Annotated in this window: 23 protein-coding genes; 11 read left to right on the forward strand and 12 right to left on the reverse strand. The window is 75.4% G+C overall.

The genetic code is table 11. The features are described from left to right. Positions 1-41 precede the first annotated feature (41 nt). From ACWIX7_RS10200 to soxR, 3 genes are all read right to left on the reverse strand, one after another. On the reverse strand, positions 42-878 hold the full coding sequence (locus ACWIX7_RS10200) for a hypothetical protein (RefSeq protein WP_448621426.1): 837 nt from the start codon (positions 876-878) through the stop codon (positions 42-44). A gap of 120 nt (positions 879-998) precedes the next feature. Beyond that, positions 999-1808 (reverse strand): 4,5-DOPA-extradiol-dioxygenase, encoded by an 810-nt coding sequence (gene ygiD / locus ACWIX7_RS10205; protein ID WP_448621427.1) that lies wholly within the window; start codon positions 1806-1808, stop codon positions 999-1001. A gap of 121 nt (positions 1809-1929) precedes the next feature. Continuing rightward, positions 1930-2400 (reverse strand): redox-sensitive transcriptional activator SoxR, encoded by a 471-nt coding sequence (gene soxR / locus ACWIX7_RS10210; protein ID WP_448621428.1) that lies wholly within the window; start codon positions 2398-2400, stop codon positions 1930-1932. A gap of 47 nt (positions 2401-2447) precedes the next feature. On the opposite strand from soxR, the gene ACWIX7_RS10215 reads away from it, so the two are divergent. From ACWIX7_RS10215 to hflX, 4 genes are all read left to right on the forward strand, one after another. After that, entirely contained in the window at positions 2448-3146 is a 699-nt protein-coding gene (locus ACWIX7_RS10215; protein WP_448621429.1) for an SDR family NAD(P)-dependent oxidoreductase, read from the forward strand. Next, a complete protein-coding gene (locus ACWIX7_RS10220) occupies positions 3143-4162 on the forward strand; it encodes an S-adenosylmethionine:tRNA ribosyltransferase-isomerase (protein WP_448621430.1) in 1020 nt (339 codons plus the stop codon). Before ACWIX7_RS10215 ends, ACWIX7_RS10220 begins: the two co-directional genes overlap by 4 nt. Positions 4163-4175: 13 nt before the next feature. Continuing rightward, positions 4176-4856, forward strand: a complete 681-nt coding sequence (locus ACWIX7_RS10225) for a hypothetical protein (protein WP_448621431.1) — start codon at positions 4176-4178, stop codon at positions 4854-4856. A 111-nt stretch (positions 4857-4967) separates the two neighbouring features. Beyond that, positions 4968-6119, forward strand: a complete 1152-nt coding sequence (hflX, locus tag ACWIX7_RS10230; RefSeq protein ID WP_448621432.1) for a GTPase HflX — start codon at positions 4968-4970, stop codon at positions 6117-6119. Here the strand turns inward: hflX and ACWIX7_RS10235 are convergent. Continuing rightward, positions 6116-6823: a (2Fe-2S)-binding protein gene (locus ACWIX7_RS10235; protein ID WP_448621433.1), complete on the reverse strand. Its 708-nt coding sequence runs from the start codon at positions 6821-6823 to the stop codon at positions 6116-6118. The genes hflX and ACWIX7_RS10235 overlap by 4 nt on opposite strands. Positions 6824-7027: 204 nt before the next feature. Between ACWIX7_RS10235 and acs the strand changes: the two genes are divergently transcribed. The 3 genes from acs to ACWIX7_RS10250 all read left to right on the forward strand — a co-directional run bounded on the left by acs (position 7028) and on the right by ACWIX7_RS10250 (position 10705). Then, positions 7028-8980: an acetate--CoA ligase gene (gene acs, locus ACWIX7_RS10240; protein ID WP_448621434.1), complete on the forward strand. Its 1953-nt coding sequence runs from the start codon at positions 7028-7030 to the stop codon at positions 8978-8980. Between the two features lie 262 nt (positions 8981-9242). Beyond that, entirely contained in the window at positions 9243-9749 is a 507-nt protein-coding gene (locus ACWIX7_RS10245; protein ID WP_448621435.1) for a phage holin family protein, read from the forward strand. 26 nt (positions 9750-9775) lie between these two features. Beyond that, positions 9776-10705 (forward strand): alpha/beta fold hydrolase, encoded by a 930-nt coding sequence (locus ACWIX7_RS10250; protein WP_448621436.1) that lies wholly within the window; start codon positions 9776-9778, stop codon positions 10703-10705. Positions 10706-10790: 85 nt separating this feature from the next. On the opposite strand, the gene ACWIX7_RS10255 is transcribed toward ACWIX7_RS10250, so the two are convergent. From ACWIX7_RS10255 to nth, 5 genes are read right to left on the reverse strand one after another with little or no spacing between them, the layout of a single operon-like run. After that, positions 10791-11972 (reverse strand): MarP family serine protease, encoded by a 1182-nt coding sequence (locus ACWIX7_RS10255; RefSeq protein WP_448621437.1) that lies wholly within the window; start codon positions 11970-11972, stop codon positions 10791-10793. Between the two features lie 8 nt (positions 11973-11980). Beyond that, positions 11981-12433: a cupredoxin domain-containing protein gene (locus tag ACWIX7_RS10260; protein ID WP_448621438.1), complete on the reverse strand. Its 453-nt coding sequence runs from the start codon at positions 12431-12433 to the stop codon at positions 11981-11983. Beyond that, a complete protein-coding gene (locus ACWIX7_RS10265; protein WP_448621439.1) occupies positions 12430-13191 on the reverse strand; it encodes an NUDIX hydrolase in 762 nt (253 codons plus the stop codon). Before ACWIX7_RS10265 ends, ACWIX7_RS10260 begins: the two co-directional genes overlap by 4 nt. Beyond that, the gene (locus tag ACWIX7_RS10270; RefSeq protein ID WP_448621440.1) at positions 13188-13781 is read right to left on the reverse strand and encodes a redoxin family protein; all 594 of its coding nucleotides are present in this window, start codon (positions 13779-13781) and stop codon (positions 13188-13190) included. Before ACWIX7_RS10270 ends, ACWIX7_RS10265 begins: the two co-directional genes overlap by 4 nt. Next, entirely contained in the window at positions 13778-14563 is a 786-nt protein-coding gene (gene nth, locus ACWIX7_RS10275; protein WP_448621441.1) for an endonuclease III, read from the reverse strand. The genes ACWIX7_RS10270 and nth overlap by 4 nt, the downstream gene beginning before the upstream one ends. Before the next feature lie 157 nt (positions 14564-14720). Between nth and ACWIX7_RS10280 the strand changes: the two genes are divergently transcribed. Continuing rightward, the gene (locus tag ACWIX7_RS10280) at positions 14721-14963 is read left to right on the forward strand and encodes a hypothetical protein (protein WP_448621442.1); all 243 of its coding nucleotides are present in this window, start codon (positions 14721-14723) and stop codon (positions 14961-14963) included. Between the two features lie 254 nt (positions 14964-15217). Next, positions 15218-15892 carry a Crp/Fnr family transcriptional regulator gene (locus tag ACWIX7_RS10285; protein ID WP_448621443.1) on the forward strand — a complete coding sequence of 225 codons (675 nt, stop codon included), beginning with the start codon at positions 15218-15220 and terminating at the stop codon, positions 15890-15892. Positions 15893-16017: 125 nt separating this feature from the next. Here ACWIX7_RS10285 and ACWIX7_RS10290 read toward each other — a convergent pair whose 3' ends face one another. Genes ACWIX7_RS10290 through ACWIX7_RS10300 form a run of 3 tightly spaced genes read right to left on the reverse strand, consistent with a single transcriptional unit; the run spans position 16018 to position 17475 of the window. Continuing rightward, on the reverse strand, positions 16018-16824 hold the full coding sequence (locus ACWIX7_RS10290) for an NUDIX hydrolase (RefSeq protein WP_448621444.1): 807 nt from the start codon (positions 16822-16824) through the stop codon (positions 16018-16020). Beyond that, positions 16821-17294, reverse strand: coding sequence for a RidA family protein (locus tag ACWIX7_RS10295; protein WP_448621445.1), 474 nt, complete (start codon positions 17292-17294; stop codon positions 16821-16823). Before ACWIX7_RS10295 ends, ACWIX7_RS10290 begins: the two co-directional genes overlap by 4 nt. Before the next feature lie 7 nt (positions 17295-17301). Next, the gene (locus tag ACWIX7_RS10300; RefSeq protein WP_091154446.1) at positions 17302-17475 is read right to left on the reverse strand and encodes a hypothetical protein; all 174 of its coding nucleotides are present in this window, start codon (positions 17473-17475) and stop codon (positions 17302-17304) included. A gap of 159 nt (positions 17476-17634) precedes the next feature. Between ACWIX7_RS10300 and ACWIX7_RS10305 the strand changes: the two genes are divergently transcribed. Beyond that, a complete protein-coding gene (locus tag ACWIX7_RS10305) occupies positions 17635-18705 on the forward strand; it encodes an ArsA-related P-loop ATPase (protein ID WP_448621446.1) in 1071 nt (356 codons plus the stop codon). Beyond that, entirely contained in the window at positions 18702-19934 is a 1233-nt protein-coding gene (locus tag ACWIX7_RS10310) for an ArsA family ATPase (protein ID WP_448621447.1), read from the forward strand. The genes ACWIX7_RS10305 and ACWIX7_RS10310 overlap by 4 nt, the downstream gene beginning before the upstream one ends. Positions 19935-19973: the final 39 nt, after the last annotated feature.

Raw genomic sequence — 19973 nt, forward strand, 5'->3', positions numbered from 1 at the left:
ACGAGCGGCGCGGTCCCGCGCTCGACGTCCCCGCGGGAACGTCAGCGAGCGGCCGGGACGGCGCGGTCGCGGAGCAGCCGGACCACCGCCTGCGGGTCGTCGACCCAGAACGCGACGCGGGCCACCGGCTCGCCCTGCCCCGCCACGTGCACCGGCGGGTCGAAACGCAGCTCGACGTCCGTGTCCCCCATGACCGACAGCACGAGCCGGTCGCCGTCGCGGACCAGGACCTTCTTGTGCTCGGACTCCACACTGCGCCGGACCGCCACCAGGCCGGCCAGCGGGACGACGACCGAGCGCAGGTGCCCGAACCGCAGCACGAGCTCGTCGTCCCGCAGCAGGTGCGGGTGCTGGAACAGCGACAGGCCGGAGCCGAGCACCCAGACCAGCGCGTACAGCGACACCGCGAGCAGCACCCACCGCGCGGTCTCCCACGGCAGCAGCACGTGGACGACGACGGTCTCGAGCGCGCCGAGGACGGTCAGCGCGCCGAGCACCAGGCGGAAGCGGCCGGCGTAGGGCAGCGGCACGTCGCCGGGTCCCACACCCGAGCGGCGCCGCACCGCCCACCACAGCGCACCGACGACGCCGGCCTCGGCGCGGGCCAGGCGGAGCACCACCGGCGGCCAGACGGCCTCCGCTCCCACCACCAGTCCCGCACGACGCCTGCCGCCGTCCCGCCGCGCGACCCGGTACGCCCGGCGGAAGGCGGCCACCTCGACGACCAGGACGACGGCGAGCAGCACCTCCAGGACCAGCGCCACGATGATGCCGGTCCGCAGGGACAGCACCCCGGTGAGCACCAGCGCGACGTCGACCAACGGGATCACCAGCGCCAGCCAGCGGGCGGCCGAGAGGGCGGTGCGGGCAGCCGGCACGTCGCCCTCCTCGTCCGGGTCGCGGTGACGGCGGGTGACGTTAGGGCCCGGCCACGCCGCGTGTCGACCCGCCACGCGCCGCACACGCGGAGCGGGACGTCGGACAGGTGAGCAGGCCGTCTACGGCCTGGACCCGGCGGCTCCGTCATCGTCCGGTAGCGGCGTCAGGCCGACGGTGTAGGAGGCCATCGACAGCGAGCCGTCGGTGAACCCGTCGACCAGCAGCTCGGCCGTCGTGCCGGTCGCCCCCGCCATCCCGGCGACGTAGAGCAGCGGCAGGAAGTGGTCGGGCGTGGGGACGGCGAGGCCGGCGTCCGGGTGCCCGTCGAGGGCGGCGACCTCGGTCGGCCGCTCGAGCACCACCTCGCGGACCGCCTCGTCGAAGCGCTGCGCCCAGTCGTACCCGGACTCGGGCATCGCGCGGCTGACCGCGCTCAGGTTGTGGACGACGTTGCCGCTGCCGATCACCAGCACGCCGTCCTCCCGCAGCGGGGCGAGCGCGGCGCCCAGGCGCAGGTGGTGCTCGGCCGGCTCGAGCGCGTTGACCGACAGCTGGACCACCGGCACGTCCGCGTCGGGGAGGACGTGCCGCAGCACCGACCAGGCGCCGTGGTCGAAGCCCCAGCTGTCGAGGTCGGCACCCACCCAGGTCGGGTGGACCAGGTCGGCGACCTCCTCGTACAGCGAGGGCAGCCCGGGTGCGTCGTAGCGGACCTCGTAGAGCGCGCGCGGGAAACCGAAGAAGTCGTGGATGGTGCGCGGCCGCGGCATCGCGGTCAGCGCGGTCGCGTGCACGTACCAGTGCGCCGAGACCACCAGGACCGCGCGCGGACGGGGAACGGCCTGCCCGAACGCGCGCCAGGCCCGGGTGTAGCGGTTGTCCTCGAGCGCGTTCACCGGGTTGCCGTGGCCGAGGAACGCAGCCGGCATCAGCCCCACGCGGCGATCTTCTCCCTCACCCGGCCGCCGTGCGACACGGGGACGCGACCCTGCGCCCGTCGCAGTGGTCCCCGCGATGGCCCCGGTGGTCACCCCGGGTCCGTCGGCGTGGTCACCCTGCGTTGGAGGTCGGCGGCACCCGCCGCAGCGCCGGGGACAGCAGCCGCGCCCCCGGCCCCTCGGCGCCGCGGGCGTCGCCGGGGTTGTACAGCGCGCACCGGGTCAGCGACAGGCAGCCGCAGCCGATGCACGACGACAACCCGTCGCGCAGCTGTTCCAGCGCCCGGATCCGCTCGTCGAGCCGGTCCCGCCACGACGCCGAGAGCCGGGCCCAGTCGCGGGCCGACGGCGTGCGCCCGTCGGGCAGCGTGGCCAGCGCCTCGCGGATCTCCGGCAGCGTCAGCCCGACGTTCTGCGCGGCGCGGACGAACGCCAGCCGGCGCAGCACGCTGCGCGGGAAGCGCCGCGCGCCGCCGGGCGTCCGGGTGGCCGTGACCAGCCCCTGCGCCTCGTAGTAGCGCAGCGCGGAGACCGCCATCCCCGACCGCTCGGCCACCTGCCCGATGGTCAGCAGCCCGTCCACCGCGCCTCCCTTGACCTCAAGTGCACTTCAGGTCCGACGGTAGCGCCATGACACCTCCCACCGCACTCCTCACCGGGGCCTCCCGCGGCCTGGGCGCCGCCCTCGCCGAGGCCCTGAGCCGCCGCGGCTGGCGGCTCGTCGTCGACGGCCGCACCCCCGACCGGCTGGCCGCCACCGTCGCCGCGCTGCCCCGCCCGGACCTGGTCACCGCCGTCCCCGGCGACGTCGCCGACCCCGCCCACCGTGCCGCGCTCTCCGCCGCCGTCGGCGACCGGCTCGACCTGCTGGTCAACAACGCCAGCGAGCTCGGCCCCACCCCGCTCCCCCGGCTGGCCGACCTGCCGCCCGCGGCCCTCGAGCGGGTGCTGGCGGTGAACACCGTCGCCCCGCTCGCCCTGGTCCAGGCAGTGCTGCCGGCGCTCGAGCGGGCCGGCGGCGTCGTGCTCGACATCAGCAGCGACGCCGCGGTCGAGGCCTACGAGGGCTGGGGCGGGTACGGCGCGAGCAAGGCCGCGCTGGACCAGCTGACCGCCGTCCTCGCCGCCGAGCACCCGGCGCTGCGGGTGTACGCCGTCGACCCCGGCGACATGGCCACCGACATGCACCGCGCGGCCGACCCCGACGCCACCGGGCTGCCGGAGCCGGCGGCCGTCGTCCCCGCCCTGCTGCGGCTGGTGGACGAGGCTCCTCCCAGCGGCCGCTACCGCGCCGCGGACCTGGCCGTCGCGGCGGGGGCCGGCCGGTGACCGCGCGCACCATGGGAGCCGGGGCGGCCGCGCCGCCGGAGCGCCGGGGCCTGGCCCGCGACGGCGTCCGGCTGATGTCGGTCCGGCCCGACGGGCTCACCGAGACGACCTTCCGCGACCTGCCCGAGCTGCTCGAGCCCGGCGACCTCGTCGTCGTCAACACCTCGGCGACGCTGCCCGCACGCCTCGACGTCCGGCGGGCCGACGGCATCCGCGCCCCGCTGCACGTCGCCACGACGCTGGACGACGGCGACTGGGTCGTGGAGCTGCGCCGTCCGGACAACGACGGTCCCGACCGCGGCGTGGAGCCCGGAACGGCGCTCGACCTGCCCGGCGGCGTCCGGCTGCGGCTGGTCGAGGGCTTCCCGACACCGGCGCGGGCGTCGCGGCTGTGGCGGGCCCGCCCCGACCCGGCCGTCCCCGCCGCCGAGCACCTGCAGCGGCACGGCGCGCCCATCCGCTACGGCTACCTCGGCGCCGCCGTCCCGCTGGCCGACACGCAGAACGTCTACGCCACCGAACCCGGCAGCGCGGAGAACGCCAGCGCCGGGCGCCCGTTCACCGACCGGGTCCTGGTGCGGCTGATGGCCCGCGGCGTCCCCGTCGTCCCGGTGGTGCTGCACGCCGGTGTCTCCAGTCCCGAGCTGCACGAGCCGCCGGCGCCGGAGCGCTACCGGGTGCCCGAGGTCACCGCCCGGCTGGTCAACGCCACGCGGGCAGCCGGGAGCCGGGTCGTCGCCGTCGGGACCACGGTCACCCGCGCGTTGGAGACCGCGACCGGCGAGGACGGCGTCACCCGTGCGGCCGCCGGGTGGACCGACCTGGTGCTCGGCCCCGACCGCCCCGCCCGCGTCGTCACCGGCCTGCTCACCGGGCTGCACGCGCCCGACGCCAGCCACCTGCTGCTGCTCGAGGCGGTGGCGGGCCGCGAGCTGGTCGACCGGGCCTACGCGCGGGCCGCCGCCGGCGGCTACCTGTGGCACGAGTTCGGCGACACGATGCTGTTCCTGCCGTGAGGGGGGTGGGCCGGTGCTCGAGACCCTGGGCCGGGCGGAGGGGCCGCGTGGCGAGGTGACCCTCCGCCGGCGCACCACCGACGACGGCGGCACGCACCTCGAGCTGGTCGTCGACGGCGTCTTCGCGATGGACGACGTCGACACCACGACCGAGCGCGCCCTCGCCACCGAGGCGCTGCGCCGCCTCCCCGGCCGCGACCTGCGGGTGCTCGTCGGTGGGCTCGGCCTGGGGTGGACGGCGGCCACCGCGCTCGCCGAGCCGCGGGTCGGCACCGTCGAGGTGGCCGAGCTGCACGCGCCGTTGGTGCGGTGGGCCGAGGAGGGCAGGCTCCCGGCGCTCCCACCCGGCGACCCCCGGCTGCGGGTGCACATGGGGGACGTCGCCGACGTGCTGGCCGGGAACGACGGCCGGTGGGACGCCGTCCTGCTCGACGTCGACAACGGGCCGGGCTTCCTCGTGCACCGGTCGAACGACGCGCTCTACCGCCCGGCCGGGCTGGCCGGCGCGGTGGCGGCGCTGCGCCCCCACGGCGTCCTGGCGATCTGGTCCAGCTCCCCGGCCCCGCGGCTGCGGGAGGCGCTCGACCGGCTGCCCACGACGGCGGACGCCGAGCAGCTGCTGCTGCCGGTGGTCCGCGACGGGCGGGAGTTCACCTACGCGGTCGTGCTCGCCCGCCGCTCGGCGGCCGGGTGAGCCGGAGGGAGCGGTCCGGTCCGGCCCCGTTCCCAGGTGGCGGCCCACCACCCGGGGAACGAGGCTGGGGACGCCGGAGCAGACGGCGTCCCGCGGGGTCGGGAGGGTGACGTGCCAGGGACGTGGCTGCTGAGCAGCGAGGTGACCCCCGCCGGGGACGGCGACGGCGGGCCGGACGGCGCCCGCGCGGTGCTGCTGGGGCTGCGGGACGGCGACGCCGGCGCGGCCGACCCGCTCGACGAGCTGGAGCGGCTGGCCGAGACCGACGGGGTCGCCGTCGTCGGCCGGCTGGTGCAACCGCGCGACCGGCCCGACCCGGCGACCTACCTGGGCTCGGGCAAGGTGGCCGAGCTCGCCGACCTGGTGCGCGACCGCGACGCCGGCCTGGTCATCGCCGACGGTGAGCTCTCCCCCGCGCAGGTGCGCAACCTCGAGGACCGGCTCGGCGCGCGGGTGGTCGACCGCACCGCGCTGATCCTCGACATCTTCGCCCAGCACGCGCGCAGCTCCGAGGGCAAGGCGCAGGTGGAGCTGGCCCAGCTGGCCTACCAATTGCCGCGGCTGACCGGGCACGGCGTGGAGCTGTCGCGGGTCGGCGGCGGACGCAGCGCGGGGGCCGCGGGCACCGGCGTCCGCGGCCCCGGTGAGCAGCAGCTGGAGACCCGGCGCCGGCACCTGCGGCGGCGGATGACGGCGCTGCGCCGGCAGGTGCAGGAGACCGCGCGGCGGCGGGAGCGCACCCGCTCCCGGCGGCGGCGCAACCGGGTGCCGTCGGTGGCGCTCACCGGCTACACCAACGCGGGGAAGTCGGCGCTGATGAACCGGCTGGCCGGCGCCGACGTCCTGGTGCAGGACGCGCTGTTCGCCACGCTCGACCCGACGGTCCGCCGCACGCAGACCCCCGACGGCCGGCCGTACACGCTCACCGACACCGTCGGGTTCGTCCGCCACCTGCCGCACCAGCTGGTCGACGCCTTCCGCTCCACGCTCGAGGAGGTCGTCGAGGCCGACCTCGTGCTGCACGTCGTCGACGCCTCGGCGCCCGACGCGATGGACCAGGTGACCGCCGTGCGCGGGGTCCTCTACGAGATCGGCGCCCGCGACCACCCCGAGCTGCTGGCGCTGAACAAGGTGGACGTCGCGCCGCCGGGCTGGCTGGCGGCGCTGCGCACGGCCTACCCCGATGCCGTCCCGGTGTCCGCGCTGACCGGCGAGGGGGTCGATGAGCTGCGGCGGGCGATCTCCGAGCGGCTGGACGGCTAGCGCATCCGCTCGGCGGTGTCCTCCAGCAGCACCTCGCGCTCGGCGGCGGGCCGGCGCGGGCAGGAGGTGCACAGCGGCTCGGGCGGCAGCCGGTAGAGCAGGCAGCACGACACCCGCCGGGTGAAGCGCATCCCGGCGACGTCGACGTAGCGGGGCGCCGGCAGCGGCGGACCGACGGCGGCCGCCAGCGGGGCGGCCAGTGCGGTGACCCGCCGCTCGTCCCCGAGCGCCCGCCCCAGGGCGAGCAGCCGGTTGGCCAGCGAGTCGGTGGCGATGGCCCACAGCGGCCGGGCCCGCATCCGGCCGGCCGCGGCCACGGCGTCGACCACCGCGGAGAGGCTCTCCCGCAGCTCCGCGGCGGTGTCCGTGCCCGGTGCAGAGGACGTGGCGGCGATCGGCGTCCCGCCCTCGAGGAAGGCCACCGAGGTGTCGGCCAGCCGCGCAGACAGCGGCAGCCCGGTGGCCAGCCCGGCCAGCGCCGGTGTGAGCAGCACGGAGGACGCCGAGTACCACCACACGGTGGCCAGCACCCGCCGGTCGTCGGAGGCGTACCGCGCCCCGAGCGTGGTCAGCCGGTCGGCGGTCCAGCCGGCGTCGGCGAGGAGCGCAGCGGGGACGGCAGGCGCAGACGGCGGCGCGAGCAGCCCGAGCGCCGCCGCACCCGGCACCCGCGCCGCCACCGCCGCCTGTCCTCCTGCCGTCACGCGGCCAGTCTGGCCGCCGCGCGCGCACCGGACCACGCGCCGCGGTGCGCCGAGGTCGCGCCAGGCAGACGGGAGGCGTCCTGGGTCATACGGTGTGGCACAGAGCACTCCGCGTCGCGCTGCTGCCGGGACGCCGGGTGCCGACCGCGACGACCGGACACAGGACAGGCGTCGACGACGACGCCACGGAGCAGGAGGAGTCGCATGAGCGAGTCGACCGAGCTGGAGGGCCGCCGGTTCCCGGTGCCGGAGCAGCTGGCGGCCCAGGCCAACGTGGGTCCCGACGTCTACGAGCGGGCGGCGCAGGACCGGCTGGGCTTCTGGGCCGAGGCGGCCGACCGGCTGACCTGGACGCAGAAGTGGGACGAGGTCCTGGACTGGAGCAACCCGCCCTTCGCCAAGTGGTTCGTCGGCGGCAAGCTCAACGTCGCCTACAACTGCGTCGACCGGCACGTCGAGGCCGGTCACGGGGAGCAGGTCGCCTACCACTGGGAGGGCGAGCCGGGCGACACCCGCACGATCACCTACGCCCAGCTCAAGGACGAGGTCTGCAAGGCCGCGAACGCGCTGGTGGAGCTGGGCGTGCAGACCGGCGACCGGGTGGCCATCTACATGCCGATGATCCCGGAGGCGGTCGTCGCGATGCTGGCCTGCGCCCGCATCGGCGCGGTCCACATGGTGGTCTTCGGCGGGTTCTCCTCCGACGCGCTGGCCAGCCGGATCACCGACTCCGGCGCCGTCCTGGTGATCACCTCCGACGGCGGCTACCGGCGTGGCGCCCCGAGCGCGCTCAAGCCGGCGGTGGACGAGGCGGTCGGCCGCACCGACAGCGTCCGCAACGTGCTCGTCGTCAGGCGGACCGAGCAGGACGTCGAGTGGACCGAGGGTCGGGACCTGTGGTGGCACGACGTCGTGGACCGGCAGTCGACCGAGCACACGGCCGAGGCGTTCGACGCCGAGCACCCGCTCTACATCATGTACACGTCCGGGACGACGGCGTCGCCGAAGGGCATCCTGCACACCTCCGGCGGCTACCTCACCCAGGTCGCCTACTCGCACTGGGCGACCTTCGACCTCAAGCCCGACACCGACGTCTTCTGGACCTCGGCCGACATCGGCTGGGTCACCGGCCACAGCTACATCGTCTACGGGCCGCTGGCCAACCGGGCCACCTCGATCATGTACGAGGGGACGCCGGAGACCCCGCACCGCGGCCGCTGGTTCGAGTTGATCGAGAAGTACAGGGTCACGATCCTCTACACCGCGCCCACGGTGATCCGGACCTTCATGAAGTGGGGCGAGGACATCCCGGCCAAGTTCGACCTGTCCTCGCTGCGGGTCCTCGGCTCGGTCGGTGAGCCGATCAACCCCGAGGCCTGGCTCTGGTACCACGAGCACATCGGCGGCGGCCGCTGCCCGATCATGGACACCTGGTGGCAGACCGAGACCGGCGCGCACATGATCAACCCGCTGCCCGGCGTCACCAGCCTCAAGCCCGGGTCGGCGCAGACGCCGTTCCCCGGCATCTCCGCGAAGGTCGTCGACGACGAGGGCAACGAGCTCGGCGACGACACCACCGGGCTGCTGGTGCTCACCGAGCCGTGGCCGTCGATGCTGCGCACCATCTGGGGCGACGACGACCGCTACGTCGACACCTACTGGTCGCGGTTCGGCAAGAACGTCTACTTCGCCGGGGACGGCGCCAAGAAGGACGCCGACGGTGACATCTGGCTGCTCGGCCGGGTGGACGACGTCATGAACGTGTCGGGGCACCGCATCTCCACCACCGAGGTCGAGTCCTCGCTGGTCGCGCACCCCACCGTCGCCGAGGCGGCGGTCGTCGGCGCCAGCGACCCGACCACCGGCCAGGGCATCGTCGCCTTCGTCATCCTCCGCGGGAACGCCGAGGACTCCGGCGACGAGCTGGTCCAGCAGCTGCGCACCCACGTGGCCAAGGACATCGGCCCGATCGCCAAGCCGCGCCAGATCATGGTCGTGCAGGAGCTGCCCAAGACCCGCTCGGGCAAGATCATGCGCCGGCTGCTGAGGGACATCGCCGAGAACCGCGACCTCGGCGACGTCACGACGCTCACCGACTCGTCGGTGATGAACCTGATCAAGGACAAGCTGCCGGCCAGCTCGTCGTCCGACGACTGAAAGAGGACCCCCCTGCCCCCGCCACTCGCGAGCTCGCGGCGGGACCCTGCAGGGGGCCACCCCTGCCGCGCTCCGAGGCTCGGCGCGGGCCCCTGAGGGGTGGCCGTTCCAGTACGTCACCGGGGCCGCCGTCCCGGCCTCCCGCGCCTCGGTGCGGGAGGCCGGGGCGCGCGACCGGTGATCATGGGGCACCATTCCCCACGGTGGGCCGCTCGCGTCGGGCGGCCCGGAAGCCGCCCGTCGTCCCCAGGAGGTGCCCCTCGTGGCCCACAGCGCACCCTCGAGCCCGTCCGGGGCACGGAGCACCACCCGCGCGGAGGAGCCCTCCGTCGGCGCTCTGGTGCAGAGCGCCATGGCGGACGTCTCGACGCTGATCCGCAGCGAGATCGAGCTGGCCAAGGCCGAGGTCGGCAGGTCGGCGAAGAAGGCCGGCATCGGCGCCGGCGCCTTGGGTGCCGCGGGCGCCCTGCTCTTCTTCTCCGGGATCTTCCTGTTCGTCACCATCGCCGAGTTCCTCACCTGGCTCGGCCTGATCCGGTGGATCTCCTACCTGCTGGTCTGGCTGCTGCTGGTGGTCCTCGCCGGCATCGCCGCGCTGGTGGGCCGGCGGATGATCAAGAAGGTCGAGAAGCCCGAGCGCACCATCGAGACCCTGCGCGACCTGCCCGAGGTCATGCACCGCGAGGCCCCCGGCCAGCGTCACCGTGAGGTGCCGACCGTCTCCAACGGCCGCGTCCAGCTGCGCGGCAACGAGAACTACACCGTCTGAGCGGGCGCGCCCCCGCGCCCGCACCGGTGAGCACTCCCGACGAGGAGCGGCCGGACGCCACCAGCGTCCTGCTGCCCGGTCCGTGGACCCACCGCGACCTGTCGGCCAACGGCGTCCGGCTGCACGTCGCCGAGGCCGGTGAGGGCCCGCTGGTGCTGCTGCTGCACGGCTTCCCCGAGTTCTGGTGGGCCTGGCGCTCGCAGCTGCCGGCACTCGCCGCGGCCGGCTTCCGCGCCGTCGCACCCGACCTGCGCGGCTACGGCGGCAGCGACAAGCCCCCGCGCGGCTACGACCTGCCGACCGCCGCCGCCGACGTCGCCGCGCTGGTCCGCGCGCTGGGTGAGCAGGACGCCGTCGTCGTCGGCCACGACTGGGGTGGGCTGGTGGCCTGGACGATGGCCGCGCTGCACCCGCGCAGCGTCCGCCGGCTGGCGGTGCTGTCCATGGCGCACCCGCGGCAGCTGCGGGCGGCGCTGAAGGACGGCGCCCAGCGGCGGGCGCTGCGCCACGTCCTGGGCTTCCAGCTGCCGCGGCTGCCCGAGCGCCGGCTGACCCGCGCCGACGACGACCCGGTCGCCGAGCTCATGCGCCGCTGGGCCGGCCCCGGCTGGACCGCGACCGCCGGGTTCGCCGAGGCGGTGTCCCGCTACCGCTCGGCCGCCCGCATCCCGCAGGCCGCCTACGGCTCGATGGAGTACTTCCGCTGGGCCGGCCGCTCCCAGCTGCGCCCCGACGGGCTGCGCTACGCCCGCCGGATGGCCGCGCCGGTCACCGCGCCGACCCTGCAGCTGCACGGCGTCCTCGACCCCTGCGTGCTGCCGTCGTCGGCCCGCGGGTCGGGCCGCTACGTCGCCGGGGCCTACGAGTGGCGGGAGCTGCCGGGGGTCGGGCACTTCCCGCACGAGGAGGTGCCCGAGGAGGTCAACGCGGCGCTGACCACCTGGGTTACCGGCTGACGTTCCGCACCGCTCGCAAGCTCGCGGCGAGCCTCTGGACGGGGCCCGGCGCGAGCCTGCGAGGCGCGGGGGAAGGGTGGTCCTCCTACTCGCAGGCGCCCGTGGCGACCGGGGTGGACGAGGCCTGGCCGGTCACGGCGGCGCCCTCGACCTGCTCGTTCGTGAGCGCGTAACCGGTGAGCGGGTCGTCGATGGCCGAGGCGAAGACGACGCCGAGCACCTGGCCCTGCGGGTCGAACAGCGGGCCGCCGGAGTTGCCGGCGCGCACCTCGCCGTAGAGCGCGTAGACGTCGCGGACCACGGTCTGCTCGTTGCGGAAGTCCGGCCCGCTGATGCCGGTGTGGTCGCGCACCCGGGCCGGCCCGACGAACAACCCGCCACCGCCGGGGTAGCCCATGATGATCGCGCTGTCGCCGGTGTCGGCCGGCTCCGGCGAGAAGGCCAGCGGGATCTGCGGCAGCCCGGGGACGGCGAGCACCGCGACGTCGGTCTCCTCGTCGACGTACACCGGGACGGCGTCGTACTCCTCGCCCTCCGCGGTGACGACCGGGTCGGTGACACCGGCGAGCACGTGCGCGTTGGTCATCACGCGCTCCCGCGCGTACACGAAGCCGGAGCCGTCGATCTGCCGGGAGCACGACGGCGCGACCCCGCTGATCTGCACGACCGAGCCCGACACCGAGGTGACGACCGGGCTGGAGAGCAGGGCCTGGTCCGGCGCCGCGACGTCGGGCACCTCCGTGGGGGTCAGCGGGTCCAGGACGTCGGGCAGCCCGTTGCGGTCGATCGCCTCCCGCAGCGAGTCGTAGACCCCTCGTACGCCGTCGGGGACGGTGCGGTCGACCGCCTGCACCAGCGCCGAGTTCTTCACCTGGCTGGAGACCTGGGGGAACGGCGCGTTGGCCAGCGGGGTGGCCACCATCCAGGCGACCAGCAGCACCGCGACCGCCGACAGCACCGCGCCGGCCACCGAGTCGACGATCTCGGCCGGCTGCCACGTCACGCGGCGGCGCACCGCCCGGCCGATCGCACCGGCGAGCACCTGGCCCAGCAGCGCCGCGGCGAGGACGACGACCAGCGCCGCGAACACCCGCGTGGTCGCCGTCCCGTCGAGCCGGTCGGCCACGGGCCGGGACAGCTGCGCGCCGAGGACCGCGCCGCCGAAGAAGCCGAAGAACGAGGTGGCCGAGACGATCACACCCTGCCGGAAGCCGGAGAAGGCGAAGACCAGCGCCAGGCCGATGAGGACGAGGTCGACGATCGACATGGCGCCGCTCAGCCGCTGACCGTCATGGTGCCGAACTGCCCCAGCTGGGTGTGGAAGCTGCACTCGAAGCCGTAGTCGCCGGGCGCGGTCACGGCGAACTCGATGGTCTTGCTCTCCCCCGGCGCCAGCAGCGGGATCTCCGGCTGGATCGGCGCGGGCCCGTCGCCCGGGGTGAAGCGGAAGTTGTGGGTCGTCTGCTCGGCGTCGTTCACCACGGTCAACCGCACCTCACCCGGCGCGACGGTGAAGGAGTCGGGGGTGAAGACGTAGTCGTCCTGCGTATGCAGGGTGACCTCCTGGACGCCGTCGGGCGCGGTCGTCACGGTGCCCGGTACCGGGCCGGACGACGGAGCCGCCTGCTGCTCCGCCGTCCCCCCGCCACAGCCGGTGAGGACCGTGGCGACCAGGACTCCCCCGGCGAGCAGCGCCCGGCCGCGTCGCGACATCCCCAGCCCCCTCATCGCGGGGGAACGGTACTTGCCGGAGGGCCGTCGGGTGCGGGGTCGGCCACCGTCGGCGCGGCGGCGTCCTCGTCGTCCACCGGGTCGAGGGTGCCGGGCAGCTGCGGGCGGCGGGCACCGATCGGCGGCAGCTGCCGCACGTCGCCGGTGTCCCAGGGCCGGGCCAGCCCGGCGGCCTCGAGGATCGCGTCGAGCAGGCCGCCGGTGAAGCCCCAGACGACCATGCCGGCCACGCCGAACGCGGGGCCGACGTAGCCCGACGGGTGGGCGACGCGGAAGCGGTTGGCCGGGTCGGCGAGGTCGGCCAGCGGCACCCGGGCCACCCGGGCCACCTCGCGGGGGTCGCCCACCGTGACGTCGCGCGGGTCGTCCCACCAGGCCACGACCGGCACCACGAGGTTGTCCGAGGGCCCGAGGAACAGCTCCGGCAGCGTGGCGAGCACGCGGACGCCGTCGGGGTCGATGCCGGCCTCCTCCTCGGCCTCCCGCAGCGCCGTGCCCACCGGGTAGTCGTCGCCGGGGTCGGCGCCGCCGCCGGGGAAGGCGGGCTGCCCGGCGTGGGTGCGCAGGTGGGCGGACTTCTCGATCAGCAGGACGTCGGCCCCGCGCGGGCCCTCGCCGAACAGGATGAGCACCGCCGAGCGCCGGGCGGTCGCCGTGGGCCGGGGCATCCGGTGGCGCAGCGGCAGGTCGCCCGCGGCGAGCAGCCGGCGCAGGTACTCCGGCAGGGCGGCCTCGGCGGTGGGCGCGTCGGTCACAGCGTCACCCCCAGGTGCTCGGCGACCAGGCCCTCCAGCTCGGCGAGGTCGGCGACCGGCCCCACCTGGACGTGGGCGATCCCGCCGTCGGCGTCGAGGAGGTAGGTGTAGGGCAGCGCCCCCAGGCCCAGCTCGGCCATCAGGTCGCCGTCCCCGTCGAAGGCGCTGGGGAAGGTGGCGCCGGCGTCCGCGGCGAAGGACCCGGCCTGCGGGGCGCCGTCCCTGCTGATGACGCCGACCACCGACAGCCGGTCGCCGCCGGCGTCGGCCAGCTGCTGGACCAGCGGCAGCTCCTCGCGGCAGGGGCCGCACCAGCTGGCCCAGAGGTTCACCACCGTGGGGACGCCGGGGGCGCGGCCGAGGTCCAGCGAGCCGCCGCCCGGGCAGGGCAGGTCGAGCGCCGGCAGTGTCTCGGTGCCCTCGGCCGGACGGTCGGGCCGCTCCGGGCAGGGCGCCAGTGCCGCGAGCGGGTCGGGCGTCGGGGAGGCCGCCGTGCCGCCCGGCTCGTCCGCGGCGCCCGAGGCGCACCCGGCGAGGGCGAGCCCGAGCGCGAGCACGCCGGCCGCCGTCCTGGTGCTGCGGGCGCTCATTCGGTGTCGGAGGCGGCCGGCGTCTTGACCAGCTTCGTGGCGACCTCCGGGTCGGTCGGTCCGATGCCGTACGAGGGGCACCACCGGGCCAGGCCGCACGCGCCGCAGGCCGCCTTCTTGGCGTGGCAGACCCGGCGACCGTGGAAGATCACCCGGTGGCTGAACATCGTCCAGTCACGCTTGGGGATCAGCTCGGCGACCTCGGCCTCGACCTTGACCGGGTCCTCCTCAGCGGTCCAGCCGAACCGGCGGACCAGCCGGCCGAAGTGCGTGTCCACGGTCAACCCGGGGACGTCGAAGGCGTTGCCCAGGACGACGTTGGCGGTCTTGCGGCCCACACCGGGCAGGGTGACCAGGTCCTCCATCCGGCCGGGGACCTCGCCGTCGAACCGCTCCAGCAGCGCCTGTGCCAGGCCGAGCACCGAGTTGGCCTTGGCCCGGAAGAAGCCGGTGGGCTTGAGGATCTCCTCGAGGTCCGCCCGGTCGGCACCGGCCAGCGCCTGGGCGTCGGGGTACTTCGCGAACAGCGCCGGGGTGACCCGGTTGACCATCTTGTCGGTCGTCTGGGCGGAGAGCACCGTGGCCACCAGCAGCTCGAAGGCGTTGGTGAAGTCGAGCTCGCAGTGCGCGTCGGGGTGGATCAGTGCCAGCTCGCGGGCCATCCGCCGGGCCCGCCGGGTGCGCGCCAGCGGCGTCTCCTGCGGGTCGAACGGGGAGCCGCCCCGGGCAGCGGCACGGCGGGCGCGCGGTGGGACGGGCCGGGCGTAGGCGGGCGAGGACACGCGGTCGAGGGTAGGCGGATCGGCTGACAGGGCCCGTGCCATCATCGCGACCGCCGTCGCCGGGCTTCCCCCGCGACGCCCCTGGGTACACAGGAGTGCTGGCGCGAGCCGGCCCGTCCGGTCCGCGTCCTGCGACGAGGAGAGAGAGGAGGAGCCGGTGGTCGCCCTCAGCGTCATCCTGTTCCCGCCCCTGGTCATCGCCTTCCTGCTGGTGATGGAACGCGTCGAGGAGCCGCTGCGTCGGCCGGCCGGCCCCCGCGAGGTGGCCGAGTTCCTCTCCACCGCGAGCGCCGGCGAGGTCGACACGCTGGCCAACTCGGGCATCCGCCGCGCCATGGCCCGTTGGCGGCGTCGCCGGAGGTCGCGGGTGCGCCGCGAGGCCGAACCGCCCGTCGTCTGAGGAAGGACCCCCTGCTCCCCACCGCTCGCTCGCGGCGGGGCCCTGCAGGGGGCCGTTCCAGACCCTCACCAGGCTCGCGGCGGGGCCCTGCAGGGGGCCGAACTCACCCCTCGGGGTGGCGGCGTGGGCGTCCGATCGGGTGACGATCCGCACAGGCCCCTAGACTCTCCCCGGACGGCGCCGCGACGAAGCGGCTCGCTGACCGGGCCGGCCGCGTGCCGGTGTCCCCAGGTGTGTGTGCGAGAGGACGCGTAGTGGACGAGGTGCTGGCCCAGTCGGGGCTCTTCCAGGGGCTGCCGGGAGACGCGGTGGACCCGGTCGCCAGCCGCCTGGAGACCGTGACGCTCCCCCGCGGCCGCGTGGTCTTCAACGAGGGCGAGCCGGGCGACAGCCTCTACATCGTCATCTCCGGCAAGATCAAGCTCTCCCGTCGGTCGCCCGACGGCCGCGAGAACGTGCTGGCCGTGATGGGCCCCTCCGACCAGTTCGGGGAGCTGTCGGTCTTCGACCCCGGCCCGCGCACCGCCACCGCCACCGCGGTCACCGACGTCAAGCTGGCCCGCATGCCGCAGGCGGTGCTGCGTCCGTGGATCGAGGCGCACCCCGAGGTCGGCGAGCGGCTGCTGCACGTGCTGGCCCGCCGGCTGCGCCGCACCAACGACTCGGTGGCCGACCTGATCTTCACCGACGTCCCCGGCCGGGTCGCCAAGGCGCTGCTGCAGATGGCCGACCGGTTCGGCAGCCGGGAGGGCGAGGGCCTGCGCGTCAAGCACGACCTGACGCAGGAGGAGCTGGCCCAGCTGGTCGGCGCGTCCCGCGAGACCGTGAACAAGGCGCTGGCCGACTTCGTGCACCGCGGCTGGATCCAGCTGCAGGGCAAGTCGGTCGTCGTCCTCGACGAGGAGCGCCTGCGCCGCCGCGCGCGGTGACACCGCACTGAACGCCAGAGGCCCGGAACCGGCTCGGTTCCGGGCCTCTGGCGTTCGATGACACCGTCGGCCTGCCGGCCGACACCGGGGCCGGGAGCCGAGCCCTCCGGGCCCACTCGGCGCGATCAGGACGGCAGCGGCACCACCATGCGGATGCGGGTGCCGTCGGGCAGCACGGCCCAGCGGCCGTCGGGCTCGTCGTCGAACGACGGGCAGATCGGGTGCAGCGGCTCCGGTGGCGACCCGGCCAGGGCGGCGGCCACGTCGGCGAAGGGCTCGAGCTGCCCGAGGGTGTGGATCGTCGGCGGCAGCATGGGCCGCGTGCCGGCGCTCATCTCGGCCAGCGCTGCGGACGGCGTCAGCCAGGTCACCTCGTCGGCCTCACCGGTGACGTGCCGGGCCTCCTGGCCGACCGGCAGCGCCGCGGCGAAGAACTTGGTGTCGTAGCGCCTCGGCTCGGCCGGCGGGGTGATCCAGTGCGCGAAGGGCCGCAGCAGGTCCGACCGGAGCGCCAGCCCGCGGTGGGCGAGCAGCTCGGCCAGCGACAGCTCCCGGGCCAGCAGGGCCTGACGCTGCGCCTCCCAGACCTCGCCCGACACCGATGGCACCACCCCGCCCACCTCGTTCCCGGCGTCAGGCGCGCCCGCGAGCAGGACGCCGGCCTCCTCGAACGTCTCGCGGACCGCCGCGCAGACCAGCTCGCGCGCGGTCCGCTCGTCGCAGCCGAAGGCGTGCGCCCACTCGGCGGGCGACGGTCCGGCCCACGCGGTCTCGACGTCGCCGTCCCGCGGGTCGACGCCGCCGCCCGGGTAGGCGGTCATCCCGCCGGCGAAGGGCATGCCGCGGGTGCGCCGGAGCAGGTAGACCTCCAGGCCCGGGGTGCCGTCCCGCAACAGCAGCACGGTCGCCGCCTGCTTCGGTTCCGCGGTCACCTCAACTCGACCGTGAGCTCGACCTCGACGGGGGCGCCCAGCGGGAGCTCGGCCACACCGATGGCGCTGCGGGCGTGCCGGCCGGCCTCGCCGAAGATCCGGCCGAGCAGCTCGCTGGCGCCGTTGACCACCCGCGGCTGGCCGGTGAAGCCCTCGGCGCTGGCCACGTAGCCGACGACCCGGACGACGCGGGCCACCGCGTCCAGCCCCACCAATTCGTCGACCGCGGCGAGGGCGTTGAGGGCGCACAGCTTGGCGTCGTGCGCGGCGTCCTCGGGGTCCACCGAGCCACCGACCTTGCCGGTGCGCCGCAGCCCGCCGTCGACGAACGGCAGCTGCCCGGAGGTGAACACCAGCTGGCCGCTGCGCACCGCCGGGACGTAGGCGGCGACCGGTGCGGCGACCGAGGGCAGCCGGATGCCGAGTTCGGCCAGCCGGGCGTGCCAGCTGGAGGTCTGCGGGCCGGTCATGACCGGGTCAGCCGGCGGGGCGCTTGAGGTAGGCCACGGGCTGGTCGGCCCCGCCCGGGCCGGGGAGCACGGTGACCAGCTCCCACCCGTCGACGCCCCACGAGTCGAGGATCGCCTTGGTGTTGTGGATCAGCAGCGGGATGGTGGCGTACTCCCACTTCACGCGGGCCGGTTCGCTCATGGGCGCGACGCTAGCGCAGCCCATCGGCCTCGTCCGGCCCCGTCCCGACCCCCGGCCCCGTCCAGAGGCTCGCCGCGAGCCTGGGAGCGGTGAGGGGGACGGGGTCCTTCTCCGAACGGTGGGGGGCAGGAGGGTCCTTCGACTCTTAGGCTCGTGTCCGTGAACCCGGTCCCCTCCTCCGTGCGCTGCCACGTCGTCACCGGGAAGGGCGGGACCGGGAAGACCACGGTCGCGGCGGCCCTCGCGCTGGCCCTGGCGGCTGACGGCCGCCAGGTGCTGCTCGTCGAGACCGAGGGGCGCCAGGGCATCGCGCAGCTGTTCGACACCCCGCCGCTGCCCTACGAGGAGCGGCGGGTCGCGGTCGCCCGCGGCGGCGGCGAGGTCAGGGCGCTGGCGATCGACGTCGAGGAGGCCCTCCTCGAGTACCTCGAGATGTTCTACAACCTCCGCCGGGCGGGCCGGGCGCTGCGCCGGGTGGGTGCCGTCGACTTCGCCACGACGATCGCCCCGGGCTTGCGCGACGTCCTGCTCACCGGCAAGGTCAAGGAGGCGGTGACCCGCCGCCACGACGGCCGCCCGGTCTACGACGCCGTCGTCGTCGACGCACCACCGACCGGCCGCATCACCCGCTTCCTCAACGTCACCGGCGAGATGGCCGGGCTGACCCGCTCGGGGCCGATCAAGACGCAGAGCGACGGTGTGATGGCCGTGCTCAAGTCGCCGCAGACAGCGGTGCACCTGGTGACGCTGCTCGAGGACATGCCGGTCCAGGAGACCGCCGACGCCATCGCCGAGCTCACCGCCGTCGGGCTGCCCGTGGGCTCGGTCGTGGTCAACATGGCCGCCGAGCCGGCGCTGCCGGAGCCGGCGCTCGCCCGCGCCGCCGAGAGTGGCCTGACCGCCGCCGACCTGACGCCGGGGCTGGCCGCGGCGGGGCTGCAGGACGTCGCGGGGCTGGCCGACGCGCTGGCCGCCGAGGCCACCGAGCACGCCCGGCGCTGGGCCGCCCAGGACGAGCTGCGCGACCAGGTCGAGGCACTCGGCCGCCCGACCGTCGAGCTGCCGCTGCTGCCTGGCCCCATCGACCTCGGTGCGCTGTTCGAGCTCGCCGGCCGACTCGAGCAGCACCTGCGGACCGAGGTGGGGCGAGCGGACGGGGGCGGAAGCCCGGCAGCGAGGAACGGGCGAGGAGCGGAGCGCCCCGCGGGAGCGAGCGGAGGCACGGCATGACGCAGACGACCGAGCGCACCCGCCGGCACCCGCGCCCCCCTGCGCCGGCCGCGCCGGAGGCCCTGCCGCTCGAGCTCGCCGAGCTGATCACCGACCCCGACACCCGGATCGTGGTCTGCTGCGGCGCCGGCGGCGTGGGCAAGACGACGACGTCGGCGGCGCTGGCGCTGGCCGCGGCGGAGGCCGGCCGCACCGTCGTCGTCCTCACCATCGACCCGGCGCGCCGGCTGGCCCAGTCGCTGGGCCTGGTGGAGCTGGACAACGAGCCGCGGCGGGTCGACGTCCCGGGAGCCCGGGGCGAGCTGCACGCGATGATGCTGGACATGAAGCGCACGTTCGACGACATCGTCGTGGCGCACTCGACGCCCGAGCGGGCGCAGCAGATCTTCGAGAACCCCTTCTACCAGACGCTGTCCTCGTCCTTCGCCGGGACGCAGGAGTACATGGCGATGGAGAAGCTGGGCCAGTTGCGGGCCGGCGACCGCTGGGACCTCATCATCGTCGACACCCCGCCGTCGCGGTCGGCGCTGGACTTCCTCGACGCCCCGAACCGGATGAGCCGCTTCCTCGACGGCACGATGATCCGGCTGCTGACCGCCCCGAGCCGGACCGGCTTCAAGATCGCCAGCGCCAGCTTCATGTTCTTCAGCCGGATCATCTCCAAGATCCTCGGCGGCCAGTTGCTGCGCGACATCTCCTCCTTCGTCGCGGCGCTGGACACCATGTTCGGCGGCTTCCGCGAGCGGGCGACCGCCACCTACGAGCTGCTGCGCCGGCCCGGCACCTGGTTCCTCGTCGTCGCGACGCCGGAGCCCGACGCGCTGCGGGAGGCCTCCTACTTCGTCGACCGGCTCTCGGCCGAGCAGATGCCGCTGGCCGGGCTGGTGCTCAACCGCACCCACCCGCCGACGACGACGGCGCTGTCGGCCACGCGCGCCGAGGGGGCCGCCGAGGAGGTCCTCGAGGCCGGCGGTGCGGACGCCGAGCTGGCCGCCGGGGCCCTGCGGGTGCACGCCGAGCGGATGGCGCAGGCCACCCGAGAACAGCACCTGGCTGACCGCTTCACCAGCGCCCACCCGGAGGTCGCCGTCCGCACCGTGCCGGCCGCCGCTGGCGACGTGCACGACCTCGACGGGCTTCACGGCATGGCCGACGCGCTGACCGGCTCGGACGGCGACACGCCGACGGGCGTGCCGCGGCGACGGATCCTGCCCGCGCGCCGTCGCTGAGCGCGGACGCTCGGCAGCCCATCGCCACGTACATTGGCG

The organism is Geodermatophilus sp. URMC 65, from assembly GCF_053502545.1.

What these genes read in the sequence shown, in the direction of transcription:
- ygiD (WP_448621427.1), bottom strand. Translation starts at nt 1,808, where the DNA reads ATGCCGGCTGCGTTCCTCGGCCACGGCAACCCGGTGAACGCGCTCGAG.
- ACWIX7_RS10215 (WP_448621429.1), top strand. Translation starts at nt 2,448, where the DNA reads ATGACACCTCCCACCGCACTCCTCACCGGGGCCTCCCGCGGCCTGGGC.
- acs (WP_448621434.1), top strand. Translation starts at nt 7,028, where the DNA reads ATGAGCGAGTCGACCGAGCTGGAGGGCCGCCGGTTCCCGGTGCCGGAG.
- ACWIX7_RS10255 (WP_448621437.1), bottom strand. Translation starts at nt 11,972, where the DNA reads ATGTCGATCGTCGACCTCGTCCTCATCGGCCTGGCGCTGGTCTTCGCC.
- ACWIX7_RS10260 (WP_448621438.1), bottom strand. Translation starts at nt 12,433, where the DNA reads ATGAGGGGGCTGGGGATGTCGCGACGCGGCCGGGCGCTGCTCGCCGGG.
- ACWIX7_RS10270 (WP_448621440.1), bottom strand. Translation starts at nt 13,781, where the DNA reads ATGAGCGCCCGCAGCACCAGGACGGCGGCCGGCGTGCTCGCGCTCGGG.
- ACWIX7_RS10295 (WP_448621445.1), bottom strand. Translation starts at nt 17,294, where the DNA reads ATGACCGGCCCGCAGACCTCCAGCTGGCACGCCCGGCTGGCCGAACTC.
- ACWIX7_RS10300 (WP_091154446.1), bottom strand. Translation starts at nt 17,475, where the DNA reads ATGAGCGAACCGGCCCGCGTGAAGTGGGAGTACGCCACCATCCCGCTG.
- ACWIX7_RS10310 (WP_448621447.1), top strand. Translation starts at nt 18,702, where the DNA reads ATGACGCAGACGACCGAGCGCACCCGCCGGCACCCGCGCCCCCCTGCG.